General features: G+C 60.7%; 16 protein-coding genes. 8 read left to right on the top strand and 8 right to left on the bottom strand.

Going from position 1 to position 16580, the window contains the following annotated elements:
* Window positions 1-14: 14 nt before the first annotated feature.
* Window positions 15-776 (bottom strand): SDR family oxidoreductase, encoded by a 762-nt coding sequence (locus tag B8991_RS11745; protein ID WP_084353191.1) that lies wholly within the window; start codon window positions 774-776, stop codon window positions 15-17.
* A gap of 231 nt (window positions 777-1007) precedes the next feature.
* Between B8991_RS11745 and B8991_RS11750 the strand changes: the two genes are divergently transcribed.
* Genes B8991_RS11750 through denD form a run of 8 tightly spaced genes read left to right on the top strand, consistent with a single transcriptional unit; the run spans window position 1008 to window position 8614 of the window.
* Window positions 1008-1238: a hypothetical protein gene (locus tag B8991_RS11750; protein WP_084353192.1), complete on the top strand. Its 231-nt coding sequence runs from the start codon at window positions 1008-1010 to the stop codon at window positions 1236-1238.
* Window positions 1235-2437 (top strand): mandelate racemase/muconate lactonizing enzyme family protein, encoded by a 1203-nt coding sequence (locus B8991_RS11755; RefSeq protein WP_084353193.1) that lies wholly within the window; start codon window positions 1235-1237, stop codon window positions 2435-2437. The genes B8991_RS11750 and B8991_RS11755 overlap by 4 nt, the downstream gene beginning before the upstream one ends.
* The gene (locus B8991_RS11760) at window positions 2434-3351 is read left to right on the top strand and encodes a dihydrodipicolinate synthase family protein (RefSeq protein ID WP_084353194.1); all 918 of its coding nucleotides are present in this window, start codon (window positions 2434-2436) and stop codon (window positions 3349-3351) included. The genes B8991_RS11755 and B8991_RS11760 overlap by 4 nt, the downstream gene beginning before the upstream one ends.
* 4 nt (window positions 3352-3355) lie before the next feature.
* Window positions 3356-4738 (top strand): FAD-binding oxidoreductase, encoded by a 1383-nt coding sequence (locus tag B8991_RS11765; protein ID WP_084353195.1) that lies wholly within the window; start codon window positions 3356-3358, stop codon window positions 4736-4738.
* 10 nt (window positions 4739-4748) lie between these two features.
* On the top strand, window positions 4749-5894 hold the full coding sequence (locus B8991_RS11770; RefSeq protein WP_084353196.1) for a fumarylacetoacetate hydrolase family protein: 1146 nt from the start codon (window positions 4749-4751) through the stop codon (window positions 5892-5894).
* Window positions 5891-6724: an SMP-30/gluconolactonase/LRE family protein gene (locus B8991_RS11775; RefSeq protein ID WP_084353197.1), complete on the top strand. Its 834-nt coding sequence runs from the start codon at window positions 5891-5893 to the stop codon at window positions 6722-6724. The genes B8991_RS11770 and B8991_RS11775 overlap by 4 nt, the downstream gene beginning before the upstream one ends.
* A 1-nt stretch (window position 6725) precedes the next feature.
* Window positions 6726-7652 carry a sugar kinase gene (locus B8991_RS11780; protein WP_084353198.1) on the top strand — a complete coding sequence of 309 codons (927 nt, stop codon included), beginning with the start codon at window positions 6726-6728 and terminating at the stop codon, window positions 7650-7652.
* Entirely contained in the window at window positions 7649-8614 is a 966-nt protein-coding gene (gene denD / locus B8991_RS11785) for a D-erythronate dehydrogenase (protein WP_084353199.1), read from the top strand. Before B8991_RS11780 ends, denD begins: the two co-directional genes overlap by 4 nt.
* A gap of 25 nt (window positions 8615-8639) precedes the next feature.
* Here the strand turns inward: denD and B8991_RS11790 are convergent, their stop codons facing one another.
* From B8991_RS11790 to B8991_RS11820, 7 genes are all read right to left on the bottom strand, one after another.
* The gene (locus tag B8991_RS11790; protein ID WP_084353200.1) at window positions 8640-9551 is read right to left on the bottom strand and encodes a DMT family transporter; all 912 of its coding nucleotides are present in this window, start codon (window positions 9549-9551) and stop codon (window positions 8640-8642) included.
* 7 nt (window positions 9552-9558) lie between these two features.
* Window positions 9559-10284 carry an SDR family oxidoreductase gene (locus tag B8991_RS11795; RefSeq protein ID WP_084353201.1) on the bottom strand — a complete coding sequence of 242 codons (726 nt, stop codon included), beginning with the start codon at window positions 10282-10284 and terminating at the stop codon, window positions 9559-9561.
* The gene (locus B8991_RS11800) at window positions 10281-11168 is read right to left on the bottom strand and encodes an NAD(P)-dependent oxidoreductase (protein ID WP_084353202.1); all 888 of its coding nucleotides are present in this window, start codon (window positions 11166-11168) and stop codon (window positions 10281-10283) included. Before B8991_RS11800 ends, B8991_RS11795 begins: the two co-directional genes overlap by 4 nt.
* A gap of 99 nt (window positions 11169-11267) precedes the next feature.
* Window positions 11268-12758, bottom strand: coding sequence for a UxaA family hydrolase (locus B8991_RS11805; RefSeq protein ID WP_084353203.1), 1491 nt, complete (start codon window positions 12756-12758; stop codon window positions 11268-11270).
* A 97-nt stretch (window positions 12759-12855) separates the two neighbouring features.
* Entirely contained in the window at window positions 12856-14451 is a 1596-nt protein-coding gene (locus B8991_RS11810) for a TRAP transporter large permease (protein ID WP_084353204.1), read from the bottom strand.
* A complete protein-coding gene (locus tag B8991_RS11815; RefSeq protein WP_084353205.1) occupies window positions 14451-15263 on the bottom strand; it encodes a TRAP transporter small permease subunit in 813 nt (270 codons plus the stop codon). The genes B8991_RS11810 and B8991_RS11815 overlap by 1 nt, the downstream gene beginning before the upstream one ends.
* Window positions 15264-15375: 112 nt before the next feature.
* Complete coding sequence (locus B8991_RS11820; protein WP_084353206.1) at window positions 15376-16392, bottom strand: TRAP transporter substrate-binding protein; 1017 nt, start codon at window positions 16390-16392, stop codon at window positions 15376-15378.
* Between the last annotated feature and the right edge of the window lie 188 nt (window positions 16393-16580).

Raw genomic sequence — 16580 nt, forward strand, 5'->3', positions numbered from 1 at the left:
TCTTTCCTCTCAGGTCAAAGCGAAACGGAAATGCCGCCATCCACGAACAGCGTATGCCCGTTGACAAAGGTCGACGCGTCCGAACACAGGAAAACACACGCGCCCACCAACTCGTCGATCTGGCCCCAACGGCCGGCGGGGGTGCGTTTTTCCAGCCAGGCACTGAACTCCGGATCGGCGACAAGCGCGGCATTCAACGGCGTGTCGAAATAGCCCGGTGCGATGGCATTGCAGGTCAGCCCGTGCTTGGCCCAGTCGGTCGCCATGCCCTTGGTCAGGTTCGCCACCGCCCCCTTGGAGGCCGTGTAGGGCGCAATTCCGGGCCGGGCCAAAGCTGTCTGAACACTGGCGATGTTGACGATCTTGCCGCGCCCGCGCCCGATCATGTGCCGCGCCACGGCTTGCCCGACATAAAAAACCGAATTCACGTTCGTCCGCATCAGCGTATCAAACCTGTCGGGTGGGAAGTCTTCCAACGGACTGCGGTGCTGCATGCCCGCATTATTCACCAGAATATCGAAAGCGCCATGTTCGGCTTCGAACCCGTCAATCGCGCTTGCCACCGCCTTGGCGTCGCAAACGTCAAAGACCAGCGTATCGATCGTGTAGCCGTCGCTGCGCAGTGTTTGCGCGGCTTCTTCCAGCCGCTCGGCGTTGCGGGCATTCAGAACAACGCTTGCGCCTGCCTCCGCCAATCCTCGCGCCAGCGCAAAGCCGATGCCCATGGATGATCCTGTGACCAAAGCCCTGCGACCGGTCAGATCGAAAATTTTCATGTAGTCTCCTTCGCTGTGGATCCGACAGCATTGATGAAACCGCCAAAAGGCTGCTTGATGATCTCGAAAAATGGTATACCATTTCTGTCGCAATGCAAGCCGCGACGATCGACCGGGCCACCGGGCGGCACGCAGGGAGACAACAATGACCGCGAGTTTCACAACAAACGCCCAGCGGACGCGCTGGCACATGGCCGGGCGACGGCTTGACGAACGGGATGTTGCGTCCGCATGCTGACTTTTGTGACCGCTTTCTTGGTCCTGCGCCACTCCGCAAGACCCGATGTCTGGGAGAAGACCGGTTTGGGGGCGTCCGTTACGTTTGGAAAGCTCTATGCTGGCGGGGCGCTATACGGCGTGAACCTGTCCGGCGCAGCGCGATGCCGGATCAACCATAAAACGGTCACGTCGATGCTGTTGGTTGTCGTGCTGGCCATTGTTTTTGCCACGGGAACAACATGAAGATCACCGCGCTGGAAACCATTCGCATTGCCGAACGACCAAACCTTCTGTGGTTACAGGTCCATACGGACGAAGGCATCACGGGTCTGGGCGAAACCTTTCGTGGTGCCGCGGCCGTCGAGGCCTATATCCACGAGACGCTGGCCCCGCAGATGCTGGGCGAAGATCCCGCCCGGATCGAACATCTGTCGCAGCGCGCCAAAGGGTATCTGGGTTTCAGGTCTTCGGGGGCCGAGGTGCGCGGCAACTCGGCCTTCGACATCGCGCTTTACGACCTCTGGGGCAAGGCCACCGGGCAACCCGTCGCGCAGCTTCTGGGCGGGTTCACGCGCGACCGCATCCGCACCTACAACACCTGTGCCGGCACCGAATACATGAAGACCGATACCGGGCAGCGGACTGCCAATTTCGGGCTGACCAAGGGCGGCGAATACGACGACCTGAACGGATTTTTGCACCGCGCGGACGAGCTGGCGCATTCGCTGCTGGACGATGGTATAACAGCGATGAAGATCTGGCCATTCGACTTCGCGGCCGAAAAGACCGGCGGGCAAGACATCATGGCCGAGGATCTGAAATCCGCGCTGGAACCTTTCGACAAGATCCGCAAAGCGGTGGGCGACAAGATGGAGATCATGGTCGAGTTCCACTCGATGTGGAAGCTGCTGCCCGCGATGAAAATCGCCCGTGCGCTTGCGCCATACCGCACCTATTGGCACGAAGACCCGATCAAGATGGACAGCCTTTCGCTGCTCAAACGCTATGCCGAGGCCAGCGAAGCGCCGATTTGCGCCTCGGAAACACTGGGCGAGCTTGGCGCTTTCCGGGACCTGCTGGAAACCGGCGTGGCGGGCATCATCATGTTGGACATCGCCTGGTGCGGCGGTCTGACCGAAGCCCGTAAAATCGCCCATATGGCCGAAGCCTGGCACCTGCCCGTGGCACCGCATGATTGCACCGGGCCGGTGGTACTGACAGCCTCTACCCACCTGTCGCTGGCTGCGTCCAACGCCTTGGTGCAGGAAAGCGTGCGCGCCTACTACCGCACCTGGTATCGCGATCTTCTGACCGCGCTTCCCGATATAGCCGGCGGCACCATCACCGTCCCTCCCGGCCCCGGCCTGGGGACAGAACTCAACCCCGACCTCGACAAAGCCTTCAACACCTCTCGCAGGATTTCAACGAAAGACGAACGATGACACATGCAACCTATTCCGGCATCTGGCCGGTCGCTCCGACCCCTTTCAACCCCGATGGCAGTCTTGATCTGCCGGGCATGCGCCGCGTTCTGGATTGCATGATCGACCAGCATGTTGACGGTATCTGTATCCTGGCGAATTATTCGGAACAGTTCCTAATTTCCGATGCAGAGCGCGAGACGCTGACCCGTCTTAGCCTGGAACATGTTGCAGGACGTGTGCCGGTGATCGTGACCATCAGCCATTACGCAACCCCTATCGTGGTCGAGCGCGCGCAGCTTGCCAAGGATCTGGGCGCGCATAGCGTGATGATCATGGCTCCCTATCACGGTGCCCTTCTGAAAGGCACAGCCGAGCAGACATATGAGCAGTTCGCCGCCGTGGGCGAGGTCGGCATTCCCATCATGTTGCAGGACGCACCCCTGTCCGGCGTCGATCTGCCTGTGCCGCTGCTGGTTCGGATGGCAAACGAGATCGAGATGCTGAAGCTGTTCAAGATCGAATGCCCACAGGCAGCCGCCAAGCTGCGCAGCCTGATCGCCGAAGGTGGCGCGGCCATTGAAGGCCCGTTCGACGGTGAAGAGGCCATCACCCTGCTGGCCGATCTGGACGCCGGTGCCACGGGCACGATGACCAGCGCGATGATCCCGGACCTGATCAAACCCATTCTGACCGATTTCCTTGCCGGAAACCGACAGGCAGCCATTGACGGATATGCCCGTGTGCTGCCAGCTGTGAACCATGAAAACCGGCAATGCGGTTTTCGGGCGGCCAAGGCGGCCATGCTCGAAGGTGGCGTGATCGCGTCCGACTTCTGCCGCCATCCGGTTGTACCGTTGCACGCGGACACTCGCGCGATGTTGCTGGAACTGATCCGCCCGCTTGATCCCGTGGTCCTTAAATGGGGGAAATGACAGCATGAGCATCGCGTCCGCCATTGACGCATTGACGCCGATATTCGGCGACCGGTTATCCACGTCAGACGCGCTGCGCGAACAGCACGGCACGAATGAAAGCCATTTCGCGCTGACCCTTCCGGATGCCGTGGTCTTTCCCGAGACCACGCAGGAAGTGTCCGAGCTTATGCGCCTGTGCCATGCGCATAGCTGCCCGGTCGTGGCCTTTGGGACCGGCACCTCGCTGGAAGGTCATCATCTGGCCGTTCAGGGCGGCATCAGCCTTGATATGAGCCGGATGAACAAGGTCTTGCAGGTCAATGCCGAGGATCTGGATGTCGTGATCCAACCCGGCCTGACCCGCGAAGAGCTGAATGTGGACCTGCGCGCGACGGGTCTGTATTTCCCCATCGACCCCGGCGCCAATGCGTCACTGGGCGGGATGGCGGCAACGCGGGCCTCCGGCACGACCGCGGTGAAATTCGGCACGATGAAGGACAATGTTCTGGCGCTGGAGGTCGTGCTGGCCGATGGCCGCGTGATCCGTACGGGCACTCGCGCGCGCAAATCCAGCGCGGGCTACGACCTGACGCGGTTAATCGTCGGCTCCGAAGGGACGCTTGGCATCATCACGGAACTGACATTGCGTCTGCAAGGCCAGCCAGAGGCCGTATCCGCCGCCACTTGCCGGTTTGCCTCGGTCGAGGATGCGGTGAACTGTGTCATTACAACGATCCAGACCGGCATTCCCATGGCCCGGATCGAACTGGTCGATGAGATGATGGTGCGCGGCTTCAACCTGCATATGAACAAGGACCTGCCGGAAGCGCCGCATCTGTTCCTCGAATTTCAAGGATCGCCCGCCAGCGTGGCTGAACAGGCGGAAACCTTCGGTGCCATTGCCGAGGATTTCGGCGGCACCGGGTTCAACTGGACCGACCGGGCCGAAGAGCGCAATGAATTGTGGAAGATGCGCCATAACGGGCATTACGCCAACAATGCGCTCAACCCCGGCAAAAAGACCCTTGCAACCGATGTCTGCGTGCCGATCTCGCAACTGGCAGAGGCTGTCACCACGGCACAAAGGCGCAGCCGCGAGTTGGGCATCACCTGCACCATCGTCGGCCATGTGGGCGACGGCAATTTCCATTGCGGATGCCGGGTTGATCCCACCGATGCCGAGGAACTGGCCCGCGTCACCGGCTTTGCCGAAGAACTTGCCGACATGGCGCTGCGCCTGCATGGCACGGTCACCGGCGAACACGGCATCGGCCTTGGCAAGGTGAAATACATGCAGAAGGAGCACGGGCCCGACGCTTTGGATGCCATGCGCGCGATCAAGCTGGCGCTCGATCCCAAGAATATCCTCAATCCCGGCAAGATCCTGCCAGCCACCAATCAATAGGGAGACATAAATGTTGCCTGTAACCAATGACCACGCAAATGCCACACTGATCGGCCGTATCTGGCGCGAAGGGGTTGGGCCTGCGCTGGTCCGGCTCGACGGTGACGCCGTGATCGACATCACCAGCGCCGAGGCACCGACCATGCGCGACCTGCTGGAGCTTGACGATCCGGCGGCCTATGCGCGCAATGCGCCGGGCACGCAGGTCACGACGCTGACGGATCTGGTGGCTGGCTCTGTCGAGGGCGCGGAAGGGCTGCGCCTGCTGCCGCCCTGCGATTTGCAGGCGATCAAGGCCAGCGGTGTCACCTTCGCGGAATCGATGGTCGAACGGGTGATCGAGGAACAGGCCGCAGGCAATGCCGACCGCGCGCAGGAAATCCGGCTGAAAGTGCAATCGGTCATCGGCGACTCGCTGTCGGGGATCGAACCGGGCAGCGAACAGGCGATGCAGGTCAAGGCCGTGCTACAGAAAGAAGGCCTTTGGTCGCAATATCTCGAGGTCGGCATTGGCCCGGATGCCGAGGTGTTCACCAAGGCCCAGCCGATGGCTTCGGTAGGGTTTGGCGCGAGCGTCGGTCTGCACCCGATGTCACATTGGAACAACCCGGAGCCCGAAATCGTGCTGGCCATCAACAGCCGCGGGCGCATTCTGGGCGCGACGCTTGGCAACGACGTGAACCTGCGCGATGTCGAAGGGCGCTCTGCCCTACTGCTGGGCAAGGCCAAGGACAATAACGCGTCCTGTTCGATCGGACCGTTCCTGCGGTTGTTCGATGACAGCTACGACATGGAAGACGTCCGCCGCGCTGAACTGACTTTGCGGGTCGAGGGTGAGGACGGTTTTGTCATGGACGGGCATTCCAGCATGACCAAGATCAGCCGCCGCCCCGAGGATATCGTCTCGCAGACCATCGGCAGGCATCACCAATATCCGGACGGCTTCATGCTGTTTCTGGGCACGCTGTTTGCGCCGATACAGGACCGCGATGCGCCGGGACAGGGGTTCACCCACAAGACCGGCGATGTGGTCACGATCAGCGAACCGTCGCTTGGGGCCTTGACGAACACCGTTCGCCTGTCCACCGAATGTCCCGAGTGGACGTTTGGCACAGGCGCGCTGATGCGCAGCCTGTCGGAAAGGGGTCTTTTATGATCGGTATATATGACGAGACCCGCTGCTCCTTGGGCGAAGGCCCTCTGTGGCATCCGGACCTGTCGGCGCTGTTCTGGTGCGACATCAACAATCGTCGCATTCTGACGCGCGGCGTGGAAGACACCGCATTCTGGCAAATGGGCGAACATGTCTCCGCGCTCGGACGGTTGGGAAACCGGCTTTTCGTGGCCGGGGAAACCGGGCTGTTCGCCTTTGACCCCGCCACCGGCGACCGCGAGGACATCGCGCCGCTGGAGGCCGAGAACGAGGTCACACGATCCAACGATGGCCGCGCCGACCCCTGGGGCGGGTTCTGGATCGGCACGATGGGCAAATCCGCCGAAGAGGGTGCGGGGACGATCTACCGCTTCTATCGCGGCGAGATCCGCGCGATGTATGGCAAGATCACCATTCCCAATGCGATCTGCTTTGCGCCGGACGGATCCTGCGGCTATTTCTCTGACACATCGACACGCCAGATCTGGCGGCAGCCGTTGAACCACAAGGATGGATGGCCAAAGGGCGATCCTGAAAAATTTGCCTTGTTGCCTCGCCCCGATGGCGCGGTCGTCGACACGGATGGCAACCTGTGGTGTGCCAATTACGGCACCGGGCTGCTGACCTGCCATGACAAGGCGGGCAACCTGATCCAGCAGATCCAGATGCCTGCAAGTCAAGTGACCTGCCCCGCTTTTGGCGGCAAGGGAAGTTCGCGGATGTTCATCACCAGTGCCGCGCAAGGCCTGTCCGATCCCAGTCCCAAGGATGGCCAGACATTCGAGATAGAGGCCGATGGCGAAGGCCAGCAAGAATTTGAGGTGATCCTGTAAGATGAAGCGTTTTCTGACACTTGGCGAGTGTATGGTGGAGCTTGCCCCGGCGGGCGATCAACTTTACCACCAAGGCTTCGCCGGCGACACGTTCAACACCGCCTATTACGCGCGCCGCCTGCTGCCGCAGGACTGGACCGTCGGCTATTGCAGCGCCGTCGGTCAGGACGCGGTCTCTGACGACATGCTTGACCTGATGCGCGGCCATGGGATCGACATCAGCGGCGTTCGCAAGGTCGCGGACCGCACGCTGGGGCTTTACATGATCCAGTTGATAAATGGCGAGCGCAGCTTTTCCTATTGGCGCAGGCAATCAGCGGCCAAGCTGTTGGCCGACGATCCCGACTGGCTGGAAACACAACTGGACGGCGCGTCCATGGCGCAATTTTCGGGCATCACACTGGCGATCCTGTCGCCCGAAGGGCGCAATACGCTCTGCGCCGCGTTGGCGCGGGCGCGCGCAAACGGAACGCATGTGGCCTTTGACACGAACCTGCGGCCCCGGCTTTGGGAAGACGAGGACACGATGCGCGCGGGTCTGCGCATGGGGGCCGAGGTGTCCGACACGGTCCTGCCTTCATTTGACGAGGAAGAAGGGCTGTTTGGCGATGCCACTCCGGCAGACACGATTGCCCGCTACCGCGACTGCGGTGCGTCCACCATCGCGGTCAAGGACGGCGCGGGCACGCTGACCATCTGGGACAAGACCGAAGGCACACAGGAATTCCAGCCGGTCAAGATTGACTCGGTGATCGACACGACCGCCGCAGGCGACAGCTTTGGCGCGGGCTTTCTTGCGGGCCTCGCGATGGAACGCGGCATCGCGGCCTCGGCGCATCTGGCAATGGCTGTTGCGGCACAGGTGGTGCAGGCACGCGGCGCATTGGTGGATTTGGACATGACGGATATCGAAGGAACACAGGCATGAACATTCTTATCATCGGGGGCGGCGGTCTGATTGGCCAGAAACTGGCACATAAATTGATCGACAAGGGCGAGTTGCGGGGGCAGGAAATCACCGGCATGGTGCTGGCCGACATTGTCGATCCAGCCCTGCCCGACGCGCCGTTTCCCATCAGCGCCGCAAGCTGCGACATCGGCGAGCCTGAGGCTGTGGCCGGACTGATCGACAAGGACATCGACGTCATCTATCTGCTCGCGGCCGTGGTGTCGGGCCAGGCCGAAAGCGATTTCGACATCGGGATGCGGGTCAACCTGCATGGCACGCTGAACGTGCTGGAACGGTGCCGGGCGCTGGAAACCACGCCGGTGGTGGTCTTCACCTCTTCGATGGCGGTGTTCGGCGGCGACGTGCCGGACCCGATCGAGGATTGGACCATTCCCAATCCGCAAACTTCCTACGGCACCCAGAAAGCTATCGGCGAGCTTCTGGTCAACGACTATTCCCGCAAAGGGTTTATCGACGGGCGGGCCTTTCGGCTGCCGACAATCTCGGTCAGGCCCGGCAAACCGAACCTTGCCGCATCCAGCTTCATGTCCTCGATCTTCCGCGAACCGCTGAACGGACAAGAGGCGATCTGCCCGGTCGACAGGGACTTTGCGCATTTCTACCTGTCGCCGCGACGTTGCGTGGACAACCTGATCTGCGGCGCCGAGATCGACGGCGATGCGATGGGCACCAGCCGCACAATGATGATGCCGGGGCGCACCTGGACCATCGGTCAGATGATCGACGCCATGACCGCGGTTGCCGGATCAGAGCCAGCGCGCCTGATCCGGTTCGAGGATCAACCCGAAATCCAGGCAATCGTCAAAGGTTGGAAATTTGATCTCAACCCTGCAAAAGCCCTGTCGCTGGGACTTTCGGCAGACGAGAGTTTTGAGGAAAATATACGCTATTATCTGGAGGACGACCTGCCCCGGGCGTAAGACCCGGGGCCTCGCGGTCCTGATGTCACCGCACTGGCGGCGTGGGCTTCGCAACATGTCCCAGCCGACGCTCCCGCCACCAGATATAGATGCCGGACCCCACGATGATCAGGGATCCGACAAGCGTCCAGAGCGTCGGCCAGGTATTGAATACCAGCACACCCGCCGCAGTGGCCGAGATCAACTGGACATAGGCCATAGGCGCCAGCAGGGACGCATCCGCCAACCGATGCGCCGCAGTCGCTGCCGCATGCCCGCCAAACCCGAACGCGCCGATGACACCCATCACGATCCAGCCGAGCGGGCTGTCAGGCCACTGCCAGCTTTGCATCACGAATGGCAATATGCAGATCGCCGCCAGGCCGCTGCTCCAGATCTGGCTCGTGGCGTTGGATTCATGCCCGGCCAGCATCCGGGTCACGACGAAATACAGTGATGCGCAGCAAAGCGCGCCCAGAGACAGGAACATCGCGGGATGAAAATCCGCGCCCCACGGCTGCACAACCACAAGCACGCCGCTAAATCCCGCAAGCACCGCCAGAAATCGACGCAATCCGACAGTTTCCCCCAAAAGCAGAACCGAAAGCAGCGTCACAGTCACCGGCATGCTGAACATGATCGCTGTCGTCACGGTGATCGGCAGAAATTGCAGCGCCGCGAAATTAAGCCCGGTGCTGCCCAGAAGAAAGGCTGACCGGGCAAGCTGAAGGCGCGGGCTTTGCGACCGCAGCGCCTCTTTGCCTTCGGTTGGCAGAAACACCGCAAGCGCCAGCACAAAATGCCCCAGATAGCGCATGAACACGACCTGCAACGCCCCCAGCCCCGACAGCATCAGCCATTTGGCCGAGGTGTCGATACAGGTAAAGCCCAGAACGCCCAAGGCCATCAGGGCCAGCCCGGCGCTGGCCCTGTCCTCCTTTGGTTTCAGCGCGCGCATGGGACCGTCAACCGTTGGCCCAACCACCGTCGATCACATGCGCCTGTCCGGTGGTGAACCCACTTTCATCAGAGCCAAGGTAGACCGCAAGATGCGCAATCTCTTCGGGCAGTCCGATGCGCCCCATGGGTTGACGGGCGATGAAGGCCTCAAGCGCCGCTTCATAATTCCCGGTCGCACGCAGCCGGTCATGCAGGCTGGGACTGTCCACCGTGCCGGGGCAGATCGCATTGGCCCGCACACCCTTTTGCACATAGTCGACCGCCACCGATTTTGTCGATGCGATGACCGCCGCCTTGGAGGTCGCGTAAAGATAGCGATTGGGCGCGGCCAGGATGGTCGAGGCGACCGAGGCGATGTTCACGATCGACCCGCCCCCCCGTTCGACCATGCCCGGCAGCGCTGCCTGCATGGAGTGAAACTGTGCCCGTACATTCAGGTTCATCGCAAAGTCGAATTCGTCATCCGTCGCGTCGGCGATGCTGCCCGCGTGCACCACGCCCGCGCAGTTTACCAGAATGTCCGGGGCCGCATCGGCCACCGCAGATTGCAGCGCCGCCCTGTCGGTCACATCCAGCGCAAAGCAGCGCGCGCCCTTCAGCCCTTCCAGCAGCCCGTCGTTCAGATCGGTCGCGGTCACGTCGGCACCTTCGCGCAGATAGGCCTCTGCGATGGCACGTCCGATACCTTGCCCCGCGGCCGTTATGAAGGCCCGTTTACCTTGCAGCCTCATTTCGCTTTCATCTTTCCGTGTAGAAAATCAACCATTTCCGGCACCATATGGTCACCGAACCCGTCCGTGACTGCCTCGTTCAGCGTCGCATCGGCAGCACCCGACATGCGCGAGGTCACGCCCAGATCCTTGGCCATGGTGCGGTAATAGCCCACATCCTTGCTGGCATTCGCGACCGAGAAGGCCAGATCGATCTGGCCGTCCTTGGCGTAGTTGCGGATGAATTCCATCATGCCGGACTTCAGCGGCCCTGCGGACACGGCGCTATACATTGTCTCGCGGGGGATACCGGCCGCGTCAGCCATCGCAAACGCCTCTGACATGGCGCAGGCGGTGGTCATGGCGAAGAAGTTGTTGATCAGCTTGATCGTGTGCCCGGCACCGGACTCGCCCAGATGAAAGACGTTCTCGCCCAGATCGTCCAGCACCGGCTTTACGCGCGCGTAGGCGGCCTCGTCGCCTGCGCACATGATGTTGAGCAGACCGTCCTTGGCATGGGCCGGAGTGCGCCCCAGAGGCGCATCCAGATAGGCCGAGCCGCGCTCTGCCACATCTGCGGCAATCTTGCGGGTGGAGTCGGGAAGCGAGGTGCCGAAGTCGATCACGACAGAGCCAGAGCGCAACCCTTCCAATACGCCATCCGCGCCGTAAACACGGCTTTCCACCTGATCAGAAGTGCCCATGCAGAACATGATGATGTCGCTGACCGCTGCGAGCGATGCGGCTGTTTCGGCTTCGGCCGCACCACGCGCGACAGCGGCATCTACCGCCTGGCGCGATTTGTTTGCCATGACCGTCACGGAATAGCCCTTGTCCTGCAACCGGCCGACCATGGCCGCGCCCATCAGGCCGAGGCCGATAAATCCAATGCTGGGTTTGCTCATGTGAGTCTCCATTTTTTGATGCGTGAACGACGTCCGGCCCCGCAATCATGTGTTTCAATCCTTGTGGCGCATTCCAGCCGGGCCGCGCCCTGCCCGTCGCTACATCACGGCACCGATCTGCCACGGCACGAATTCATAATCGCCCAAGCCCTGTGCTTCGGACTTTGTCTTCTCTCCGCTGGCCACACGCAAGAGCGTCTCGTAGATCTGTCGGCCGACCTGCTCAACACTGGCACCATCGCTCAGAATCGTGCCCGCGTTGATATCCATATCCTCGGTCATGCGGTTGTACATCTCGGTATTTGTTGCGATCTTCAGAGACGGCGACGGCTTTGCCCCGAAGGCCGATCCGCGGCCGGTGGTAAAGGTCACAAGGTTGCACCCGGACGCGATCTGCCCTGTCACGCTGGCCGGATCGTAGCCGGGGCTGTCCATGAAGGCAAAACCGGGTTTTGTCACCGGCTCGGCGTATTTATAGACGCCGGTCAGGGGGGTGGTGCCGCCCTTGGCCGCGGCACCCAGCGACTTTTCAAGGATGGTGGTCAGGCCGCCCTTCTTGTTACCGGGGCTTGGGTTGTTGTCCATGCTGCCCAGATTTCGGGTGGTGTAATCCTCCCACCAGCGGATCAGGCCAATCAGCTTGTCGCCGGTTTCGCGATCAGCGGCGCGGGCGGTCAGCAGGTGCTCGGCACCGTAGATCTCGGGCGTTTCGGCCAACACCCCGGTGCCGCCCTGCGCCACGAGCAGATCGCAGGCATAACCAAGCGCCGGATTGGCGGTGATGCCTGACCAGGCGTCGGACCCGCCGCATTGCAGCGCGACAATCAGCTCTGACGCCGGGCATTCCTCGCGCTGTACGTCATTGACCAGCGGCAGCATCGTCTCGATCTTCTTGATGCCCAGTTCGACCGTTTTGCGCAGCCCGCCCACGTCCTGAATGTTCATCGACTGGAACAACGGCCCCGGCACCAGACCGTAAGCCTCGATCAACCAGTCGATCTGGTTCATCTCGCAGCCCAGCCCCGCCATCAGCACGGCGGCCACATTGGGGTTGCGGGCATAGCCCCACATGACGCGCTGCAATGCCTCGAACCCGTCGCCGGACCCGGCCATGCCGCAGCCGGTGCCATGTACGAAGGCCACCACGCCATCGACATTGGGATATTCCGCCAGACGCTCGTCGGTGAAATGCGCGGCGATCTTGCGCGCGGCGGTGGCCGAACAGTTCACCGATGTCAGCACGGCGATATAGTTGCGCGTGCCCACGCGTCCGCTGGCGCGGCGATAGCCCATGAAGGTATCACGCGTCTCGGCCGGTGCAACGGGGCGCAGGTTGGTCGAAAATTCGTATTCCGTATCCACATTGCGAAATTCAAGGTTCTGGGTATGCACATGGGCACCCTGAGCAATATCCTCGGCAGCGTAGCCGATGACCTGAGCGTATTTGATCACCGGCGCGTCCTTGGGGATCGCCACAGCAGACATCTTGTGGCCACGCGGTATCAGCGCTGAGGCACCTTCGTCCCCGACAGCAAGCGGGGAAATGGCAGTGACGACATTGTCCTCGGCGGACAGTCGAACGGTTTTCATGGTGAGTCCTCACACGGGAATCGGGCCTAGAGCAAGCCCGGTAGGTCTGTTGTACGGCCCGGCGACGCAATGGCCGCCGGGCCGGGTTATTCAAGCGCTACAAGAAGAGTGTGACGATCGGCGGCCAGATCAGCAAGATCGCCAATGCGATCAACTGAATGGCAATGAACGGCAGGAACCCTTTGAAGATGTCGGTCAGCGAAATCTCGGGCGGGGCCACTGATTTCAGATAGAAGGCCGCCGGACCAAAGGGTGGCGACAGAAAGCTGACCTGCATGTTCATGCAGAACACCACGCCGAACCAGATCGGGACGAAGCGCGCGTCGACATGACCGAGAAACCCGATCTCTTCCGCCGGCAGCCGGACCACGATGGGCAGGAAAACCGGCATGATCAGCAGCACGATACCCACCCAATCCATGAACATCCCCATGATCAGGAAGATGAACATCATCACGAGGATGACCCCCATGGTCGGCATCTCGGCCCCGACGATCAGGTTGGCGACATAGGTCGGCCCGCCGGCCAGCGTATAGGCCGCCGCCAGCGCCGCCGCACCGATCGTCACCCAGATGATGGTGCCGGTCGACTTCAGCGTCCGGATCAGGCTGTCCCAGACGATGTCAAAGCTCATCTCGCGGCGCAGCGCACCAATGACAAAGACCGCGACGACCCCCATGCCGGCGGCCTCGGTAATGCCGGTGATGCCGCCATAGATCGACCCCAAGACAACGCCGATCACCACGGTGGGCGCGATCAGACCCTTGCCCATTTCCCAGCCGATGGCGGTGCGTTCTCTGCCGACGATGACAAAGACAACCACCGCGAACAGGACGAACGCCCCGATAAGCCAGGGCAGATCAGACACCATGCCAAGGAAGATCGGATCAACCCCTTCGGTGACGATATTCGCGCTGGTGACGGTGAAGAACAGTGCCCGCAGGATCAGAACAGCGGTGACCCACATGCCGAAACGCGCCAGAAATCCAAGGAAGAGCAGCCCCTTTTCCTTGCCCTTCGGATCATCGGGATCGTCCGGCGGAAGCGGTGCCAGACTTGGGTTCAACTGGGTGCGGATGATGATGTAGATGATGAAGAATGACGCCAGCATGAACCCCGGCAGGAAAGACGCGGTGAACAGCGCCTTGATCGAGGTTTCCGTGACCAACCCGTAGAAGATCAGCACGATCGACGGCGGGATCATCGTCCCGAGTGACCCGCTCGCACAGATTGTGCCGATGGCGAGGTTCTGGTTATAGCCAAGACGCAGCATCTGTGGCAGGGCGATCAGGCCCAGCAGAACGACTTCGCCGCCAATGATCCCCGACATCGCCGCCATGATGACCGCCATGATCGAGGTGACGAAGGCAATGCCGCCACGGGTGCGCGACAACCAAACGTTAAGCGATGAATACATGTCCCGCGCGATGCCCGATCTTTCCAGCAGCGCCGCCATGAAGATGAACAGCGGCACCGAGATCAGGACGTAATTCGTCATCTGCCGGTAGACCGCCTGCCCCAGCACCGACAAAGGCCCCTGCCCGAATGTGCGGAACAGAATGTCGACGTCGAACTTCAGCACAAGTGTGACCACAGCCAGAAACGCAGAGGCAAACCCAAGCGGCATACCAATGGCCAGCAGCGCGAACATACCCAGCAACAGGATCAGGGACAGTGTTCCGATATCGACCATTACTTGTTCTCCTCAAGCGTGCGGCGGATATTCTCGATCTCCACCTCGTCGATATCGTCAGCGGCCGAATGATGTTCCGGCGACTTGTTCCAGTCGGCAATCAGATTGGATATGGCCTGAATGGTCACCAGCACGATGATGATCAGGATCGCAGGCTTCACCGTGCCCGGAATGGGCGGATCCCAGGCGGTGCCAAATGTTTCCATCCGCAGAAGGCGCCGCATGGCGTCATTATAGCCCCCCCAGACCAGCGCGAAGGTGAAGGTGCAGATCAGCCCGACAGAGATCACATCGGCGGTCTTCTGCATCCAGCGGGGCATGATGTCGTAGACAACATAGATCCGGATATGGCTGCGTTGCTGCATGGCGTATTGTCCGGCAAGCAGGAAGACCAAGGCGGCAATCCACAGTGACAATTCATTGGCCCAGAGTGTCGGCTTGCTGAAGACGTAACGCGACACCACCTCATAGAACATCACCAACACGATCAGCCCGATGGCAATCATCGACAGCCTTGCGCAAACCAGTGAGAAATAGTCGAAGAACCCCTCTGGCTTTGCTTCAATGGCTCCGACCGTGTCCGACAGAAACAGCGACGTGCTCAGCAACGTCCCCGCCACCAGAAACAACATGAGTACCACCATGGGTCGCCCGGCAGGCCGGATCATTTCCTGCATTCCGATGGCATTGTCGGAGATGAAGATCATCGCCACCATCCAGAGAAAAATCAGTCCCGTCGCCGCGGCAAATCCGATCATCGCGATGCGGATCGGCTCCTGCAATGGACCGAGCCAGACACTCTTGCGTTCCATTATTGCCTCCCAGTCTCACCCTGCATGCGTCTACGCAGGAGATTTAGACAAAACGGGCGGGCTCGGAAGGAGCCCGCCTCATAGTTTCAGGCATGCATCACACGCTGACGGATCACTCGGCAATCAGACCAAGCTGCGTCAGGTACTCGCGGTGGCTTGCTACCAAAGCTGCGGCTTCCGGGGTCTTTTCCGCCCAGCCGTCCCACGCGGTTTGCGCAGCAGCACGGAACGCAGCCTTGTCCTCGTCGGACCAACTGTGAATCGTCACGCCCTGCTCTTTCAGCATGGCCGCTGCTTCGGCATTGTTCTTCTCGTTCGAAATAGCAGTATGTAGCGCCAGCTTCTGCATCGAGGTGTCCATGATGCGCCGCTGTGCATCGGTCAGCCCGTCCCAAACGGCCTTGTTGCACGCAAGGTGGTCAGACGGCATCGAGTGGAAGCCGGGATAGTTGGCATGTTTGACGATATCATAGAGCCCAAGGCCCACGTTGTTGGCCAGGCCCGAAGCATCCGCCCCGTCGATGATGCCGGTTTCCAGCGCGGTGAAGATCTCGGTGAAATCCATCACGATCGGAGTGGCTCCGAGTTCTGTGAAAATCTCGGTTTCCAGACCCGGAGGCGAACGGAATTTCCAACCCTTCAAATCTTCTGGACCTGCAATCGGTTTGGACGAGGCCAAGGATTCTTGACCGTAGATCCACCAGCCCACCAACTGCATCTCATTGGCGTTATAGAGTTCCTGAGCCGCATCGTAGCCGCCACCATAATACAGCCACGACAGCTGCTGGTAAGGCGTGTCATAGCCGCCCATGATATCACCGACGAACTGAAATGCCGGATTCTTGCCGGTCTGATAAGCGCCGCCGGTCATATCACAATCGATAATGCCGTTGACGGCCGCGTCCCATGTCTCGGTCGTGGCGACGACGGAAGAAGAATAGAACATCTCGATATCAATGGAACCGCCGGACATGGTTTCGACGTCGTCGACGAACTGTGCCGCCAGTTTGCCCGAGGGGTGCTCGGTTGCATAGTGGGTCTGGATGCGCAGTGTCACGTCCTGCGCGTTCGCAGTGCCGGCAAGCAACGCTGCCGCTGCGGCCGTTTTCATCATCTGAGCAATATTCATGTTTTCCTCCCTAAAAGACATGTTCTGCTTCTGCATGCTGCGATCTTGGTTCGCGGCGCCAAGTGGTATACCACCAGTAGTGGCACGCTAACGATGTCGTTATCGACAATCAATCTTTTTTGGTATACCAAATAAAACAATATCGACCAACAACAGCAGCGCGTTGAAAAATAAGACCTTTTCAAACG

Source organism: Primorskyibacter flagellatus (genome assembly GCF_900176485.1).
Lineage (GTDB): Bacteria > Pseudomonadota > Alphaproteobacteria > Rhodobacterales > Rhodobacteraceae > Primorskyibacter > Primorskyibacter flagellatus.

Excerpts from the sequence above, each read along its gene's own strand:
- B8991_RS11745 (WP_084353191.1), bottom strand. The coding sequence starts at position 776 with ATGAAAATTTTCGATCTGACCGGTCGCAGGGCTTTGGTCACAGGATCA.
- B8991_RS11750 (WP_084353192.1), top strand. The coding sequence starts at position 1,008 with ATGCTGACTTTTGTGACCGCTTTCTTGGTCCTGCGCCACTCCGCAAGA.
- B8991_RS11755 (WP_084353193.1), top strand. The coding sequence starts at position 1,235 with ATGAAGATCACCGCGCTGGAAACCATTCGCATTGCCGAACGACCAAAC.
- B8991_RS11760 (WP_084353194.1), top strand. The coding sequence starts at position 2,434 with ATGACACATGCAACCTATTCCGGCATCTGGCCGGTCGCTCCGACCCCT.
- B8991_RS11765 (WP_084353195.1), top strand. The coding sequence starts at position 3,356 with ATGAGCATCGCGTCCGCCATTGACGCATTGACGCCGATATTCGGCGAC.
- B8991_RS11770 (WP_084353196.1), top strand. The coding sequence starts at position 4,749 with ATGTTGCCTGTAACCAATGACCACGCAAATGCCACACTGATCGGCCGT.
- B8991_RS11775 (WP_084353197.1), top strand. The coding sequence starts at position 5,891 with ATGATCGGTATATATGACGAGACCCGCTGCTCCTTGGGCGAAGGCCCT.
- B8991_RS11780 (WP_084353198.1), top strand. The coding sequence starts at position 6,726 with ATGAAGCGTTTTCTGACACTTGGCGAGTGTATGGTGGAGCTTGCCCCG.
- denD (WP_084353199.1), top strand. The coding sequence starts at position 7,649 with ATGAACATTCTTATCATCGGGGGCGGCGGTCTGATTGGCCAGAAACTG.
- B8991_RS11790 (WP_084353200.1), bottom strand. The coding sequence starts at position 9,551 with ATGCGCGCGCTGAAACCAAAGGAGGACAGGGCCAGCGCCGGGCTGGCC.
- B8991_RS11795 (WP_084353201.1), bottom strand. The coding sequence starts at position 10,284 with ATGAGGCTGCAAGGTAAACGGGCCTTCATAACGGCCGCGGGGCAAGGT.
- B8991_RS11800 (WP_084353202.1), bottom strand. The coding sequence starts at position 11,168 with ATGAGCAAACCCAGCATTGGATTTATCGGCCTCGGCCTGATGGGCGCG.
- B8991_RS11805 (WP_084353203.1), bottom strand. The coding sequence starts at position 12,758 with ATGAAAACCGTTCGACTGTCCGCCGAGGACAATGTCGTCACTGCCATT.
- B8991_RS11810 (WP_084353204.1), bottom strand. The coding sequence starts at position 14,451 with ATGGTCGATATCGGAACACTGTCCCTGATCCTGTTGCTGGGTATGTTC.
- B8991_RS11815 (WP_084353205.1), bottom strand. The coding sequence starts at position 15,263 with ATGGAACGCAAGAGTGTCTGGCTCGGTCCATTGCAGGAGCCGATCCGC.
- B8991_RS11820 (WP_084353206.1), bottom strand. The coding sequence starts at position 16,392 with ATGAATATTGCTCAGATGATGAAAACGGCCGCAGCGGCAGCGTTGCTT.